The 5,236-nt window shown below is 37.9% G+C and carries 1 protein-coding gene; it reads right to left on the bottom strand.

Annotation, left to right across the window (positions count from 1 at the left end; genetic code table 11):
- Positions 1–5,141, bottom strand: a 5,141-nt coding sequence (locus O3636_RS10510) for a YSIRK-type signal peptide-containing protein (protein WP_371643081.1), incomplete at its 3' end; no start/stop codon positions are given.
- Positions 5,142–5,236: the final 95 nt, after the last annotated feature.

Below are 5,236 nucleotides of genomic sequence, written 5' to 3'. Positions count from 1 at the left end.
CCTTCTGGTAACTCACTATTTGGTACTTTACCTTTTCCGTCTTTTCCAATAGTAACAGTGATTGGGTGGTCCTTATCTTTACCTGGTATTTCTACCTTCGTATTTTCTGGATATAATGTTCCATCTGGTTTCTTCGGTGTCACTGTAACTTCACCAGTATCTGGATCTTGGTCCAATGCTACTGTTGGTGTCTTACGAGCTGGTGTTGTTACTTTTACAGGTTTAGATGGTGCTTTATTCGGTTCTGTGACTGTTCCTGTTCCTGGTTTATCAGTTTTTGGAAGTTTATCATTTGGAACTGTTCCTGAACCGTCATTTCCAATTGTAACTTCAATGGGAGTATTATCATTTCCTGGAATCGTTACAGTTGTTCCTCGTGGATATGTTCCTCCACCTGGTTTTGTTGGTGTAACAATTGCATCACCATTTTCTTTGCGAGTAATTCCAATAGTTGGAGTTTGAGTTGTTGGTGTCTTAGGATCTGTTCCGTTTTTCTCTTCATCCTTGTCTGGAATTCCATCGTTGTCATCATCTGTGTCTACTTTATCTGGAATTCCGTCTCCATCTGTATCGCGTAAAATTGGAACTGGAACTTTCACAGTAACTGTCTCGCCACCTTTTGTAACTTTAACCGGAATTTCGACTGTGCGTTCTTCTTCTTTTGGTTTCCAATCATTTACCTCTGGTGTTCCTTTAAGTTTACCTTCTTCATCTACTGTTAAACCATTTATTTTGCCATCTACTGTAATGCTTGAACCTGGTTTGTTAGGTGTCACAACTGTAACTGGTGTAATTTGTGCTTTTTCCGGAACTGGTGCTGGGTTTGTAACCTCAGCTGCCAAAGGTCCATTTGCTGTTCCTATAGCTACTGGACTCTCAAGAGTAAGTACACCATCAATGTTCTTAGAAACTTTTGCAGTTACTTCTGTTTTATCTGCAATTTCAGCATCAGAAATTGTTACAACTCCTTCAGATGATACTGATACTTTATCCGTTGGTTTACCATTTACTGTCGCTGTCCAAGTATTTCCTGATTTCGTAACCGTTACAGTTTCTGGTGTAGTCTTACCTGTTGGTACATAAGTAAGAGTAATTTTATCAATATCTTGTTTATTAGTACTATCAGGGCGTGTTGGTGGGGTAATTGTTACACTACCATTCTCTTTACCTTCTACGATAGGTGCTGTTGGTGTTACTGCTAGAATTACTTGACGCTTGATTTCTGCTGGTGCAAATACATCTCTAGTCGTGCTAGTAGCATCTGTCATATTATTAGCGTTAGTACCGTTAGTACCTGGGAATATTGCTACTGCAGTTCGAGTATATTTACCTGAATTGTCAAGTGTTGTTCCTCGGTCTTTATTAACGCCGTCTCTGTCTTTCCAGGTCCAAGTCATACCACTTGGTAAATAATTATTACCACGATCTGCTTTATCTTCACTATCAACTACTTTCAGATAGTTATGCGCATCAATATTTTTAGAACTATTAGCTTTATTTAATGTTGAAGCAACTGGCACTCTTGCTATACTGTTTTCATCAACATTTTTTGTTTCAATATCAACTACGCGGTACTTGAATTTGAAATCACGGCTATCTGAAGGGCTACTTCCTTCTACGTGAATAGTTGATTCATGTACTCCTAAAGTTTCAGTATTCACAGTTCCTGAAGATAAACGAGCTGCATATGGAGTTGCTTCAGTTTTTCCTGTTTGAGCTGTAAATGTAGTTAGTTCTGTAGATGGAGTTACTCCTTTTGGAAGTCCTCCCTTAACTTCTACTTTAGAAATCACACCAGAGTTATCCGATACTTTTAGCTCTGGGTTAAATGTAGCTCCACGATAAACTGTAAAGATTGGTTCATTAGCAGTTTCTGATAACTCTTTTCCATTTAGACTTGCTTTTGGTTTTTCATTATCCACTACATTGAAAACAACATTTCTCTCAGCTTTTTCTGGTGCAAATACTTGGACACTACCACGATTACTTGGATTTTTAGGGAATACCGCAATCGCTTTATGAGTTTGTGTTCCTACTTTAGATAATGTTATATTCGTATCTGATCCATTAGCATTGTCCCAACGGAATTTCATTCCTCCTGGGAAGTGGACATCTGCTTGCGATTCTACAACTGGTTTACCTGATTGATCTTGCTGACCAGCTGTATTTAGGTATTCATTTGGATCACCTGACTTGCTGTTTAATTCGACTGTCTTAGGTGTGTTTTCCACGACAACATCGACAACTTTATACTTCATCTGATAGATAGCACTATTTACACCATCAGAAATTCTGAACTTAGCTACGTGATCTCCTAGTGTTTGTGTATCAGCTACTGTTCCTGAAGATAAAGGAGTTGCATATGGCGTTGCTTCAGTTTTTCCTGTTTGAGCTGTATAAGTTTGAGGCGTAGATCCATTTGGTAAGTTCTCAACACTCATAGATTTAATGTTACCTGAATCATCCCAGGCTTTCACAGTTGGATTAAATGTAGCTCCACGATAGACATAAAACTGTGCAGATTGTGGTTCATTCTCTGTTAAACGAATTCCGCCAACCTCAACGATTGGTTTTTGGTTATCACGTGGTGTTACTGTAAAGGTGAAAGTTGCTGGGTCTGCTTTATTTCCTGCATTATCAGTAGCGTTAAATGTAATAGTGTTTGTTTTACCGAGATCTTCTGCTTTAGTTGTAATCGTAATTCGATCTACCTTTTTATTAACCTCATTTATTTCTCTAGTTGTAGATACTTCCCCTGCAAAAATTCTGTTTAAATATTTCGTTAGAAAATCCTTAGCATCAAGATTAACATTTTTATCATCTGTTGCTGTTACTGTAAACGATATTTGTTGACCTTCTACTACAGTTTGAGTTGATGGTGTGATAGTCAATGTTGGACGTTGTGTATCTGGTGCTTCTGTTGGTGTAACAGGGGCACTTTTATCAGAAGTTACTGTTCCATTAGTATTAGTAACTATTGTTTTAGCTGTAATAGGGTTTCCTGGTAGAGCTTCTGTAACTGTAATTGTCGCAGTCCCTCCATGAGCTGTTCCAGTTCCAATCTCTCTATCACCATCGTAAAGCTTAACTGTCGAGCCTTCCACTCCGTTTCCAACATTGACAGTAATTTGTTGATTTGGTAAACCTTTTTTATTAGCAACATCTGTTGTAATAGCTGGTTTCTTAGGTTTAACAGTAAAGTAAACTCGTCCATCAGATCCTGAGTTTGCATCTTCTGATGTAGAGCCATCTTGGTATCGAGCAGTTGCTGTATAGGTGAAAATTCCTGCTGTATTTGTACTTGGTCGATTATTATTTTTCCAGCCCCACTCCATTCCTGACGGAAATTCTCCGCCATTTTTTAGAGTAATATAACCAGCTGCTACTGGATTTTCAGGATTTAGAAGAGTATCTCCTACTGTTTTTGTATGCGAGCTACCTTTGATAGGATATACTTGTGCATCTGGTTTAGTTACTAATCGCGAACCTAGAGCAGCATACACATATCCTGCCGTTGCGTTTGTAGCTAGACCAGCTTTTGTTGTCACAGCCATTACACCCGCACTTTTAGCTTGATCTGCGGTTACATTATCTCTCAATCGCATCTTAACATGATATTTATAGGCATAATCAGCATTTGATGCAACAGTTAAAACATGGGAATAAGATAGCCCTGGATATCTTCCATTCGGTTTAATGATACCATTTAAATCAGAATTATATTGTAAATGCTTCAACATTTCCTGACGTTTGCTATCGCTTGAAGGTCCACCATCAAGCTGATAGAAACTAAAGCCATCTTTCCAAAGTTTTTCGGAACTGCTATCCTGAACTCTTGAAGGAACATAATAAGTACCCCCCACCTTAGTAAAGTTATTAGGATTATGAGAAAGGGTTCCTCCACTTCCACTATTTCTATAACGTTCATAATAAGTGTCAAAAAGAGTTCCGCTAGGATATCCACCGTCAATATGTAAAATATCACGTGGCGGATAGAACCAAAAAGCATTTCTTGTTGAACCACCTAATGTATGACCATCATTTTGGAAATAAACGTCATAGGTAATGTACTTTCTACCATTTTCTTCACTGTATTTTGCAGTCATGAATGTCTTTGTAATAGTACGATCACGATTACCGATATCTGTAGTTCCCCCTTTGGGTTCCGAGATATACTCTTTAACATTAATCAAAGCACCTTCTACACGTCCATCATCAGTCGTGGTTGCTCTAAATCCTGTACCTTGAGCCATTCTCTGACCATTACGTGAGTCACGAGCACCTGAAGTCAAACGCGTTGTAGCGTTTTTAACAGAAATAAACATTCGCTTCACACGTTTTGTCATATCTTCAACTTCGTTCAGAGAAACTGTTGTATTTTCAAGGACTACTTGAGCCACTCCTAATAGTTCATTGGCTTTTTCAAGAACTTTTTTCGTAGTATCATGTTCAGGAACTTCTGAAATTGCTGCTTTCAATTGATCAACAGATACTTTCAAAGAATCTTTTTTAGCTGATACAGTTTGATTCTCTTCGCTTGCTCTTACTTCAGAAGAAGATTGGCTCGCTGGTTTTTCAGCCTCAGTTCCAGTATTACTTTCTCTAACCTCACTTGATTCTTTTACCGCATTAGATAAAGTAGCTAAATCAGCAGACAAAAGTTCTTTTAGTTCATTAATATCTTTTTGAACTGCATCAGCTTTATCTAGTAATGCCTGAGCTCTCTGAACTCTTTCTTTTACAGAAGAAAGCACTGAATCGTCAAGGTTTAATTTAGTTGAAAGAAGAGAATTTAATTTTTCAACTACTGTTCTTAACTGACTTTTATCAACCGTATTACTACTATTTTCAACAAGTGCAACTTCTTTATTTTCTAAAGAATTATTGGCTACTTCTGATTTATTTTCATCCTTAATACCCACAGGCGAGTCGCCCTTATCGTTAGGTTGTACTACACCCGCAGTAGATGGTGAACTACTTCCGCTTACAGTATCCGCACTAACAACGCGCGCACCTAAAAACATCAGTGCTGCAATAGCAACTGAAGCCGCACCGAAACTATATTTACGAATAGAAAAGCGCAACACCTTTTCACGTTGATGACGCTTTATTCTATTGAGTGAATTTGATTTATTTTCCATTGTCCCTCCTGATGTTAAAACACAAAATCAAATTTAAAAGCAATATTCCCACTGGGAATAAAACAATAAAAACTACTATGATGGATATTTGACAT

The organism is Streptococcus sp. 27098_8_76, from assembly GCF_041432315.1.
Lineage (GTDB): Bacteria > Bacillota > Bacilli > Lactobacillales > Streptococcaceae > Streptococcus.
This window is presented reverse-complemented; position numbering and strand designations above follow the sequence as displayed.